General features: G+C 72.3%; 1 protein-coding gene. It reads left to right on the forward strand.

Annotated elements, in window-relative coordinates:
- Window positions 1–346 (forward strand): chorismate synthase (locus tag IH25_RS0136960; RefSeq protein ID WP_030621528.1); only part of this gene is annotated, 346 nt, incomplete at both ends.

A 346-nucleotide genomic window follows, 5' to 3' on the forward strand; every position in this document is an offset into this window, starting at 1 on the left:
AGGCGCATGACGAGATCGTGACCACGGAGGAGGGTGTCAGGCGGGTCACGGGCCGTTCCGGTGGTACCGAGGGTGGTCTGAGCACGGGTGAGCTGCTGCGGGTGCGGGCGGCGATGAAGCCGATCGCGACCGTGCCGCGGGCGCTGCGGACGATCGACGTGGCCACCGGTGAGGCGGCGCAGGCGCACCATCAGCGTTCGGACGTGTGCGCGGTGCCGGCCGCGGGGATCGTCGCCGAGGCCATGGTCGCCCTCGTCCTGGCGGACGCGGTGGCGGAGAAGTTCGGCGGCGACAGCGTCACCGAGACCCGCCGCAACGTCCGCTCCTACCTCGACCACCTGGCGAT

Origin of the sequence: Streptomyces achromogenes subsp. achromogenes, assembly GCF_000720835.1 — a bacterium.
Taxonomy (GTDB): Bacteria; Actinomycetota; Actinomycetes; order Streptomycetales; family Streptomycetaceae; genus Streptomyces; species Streptomyces achromogenes.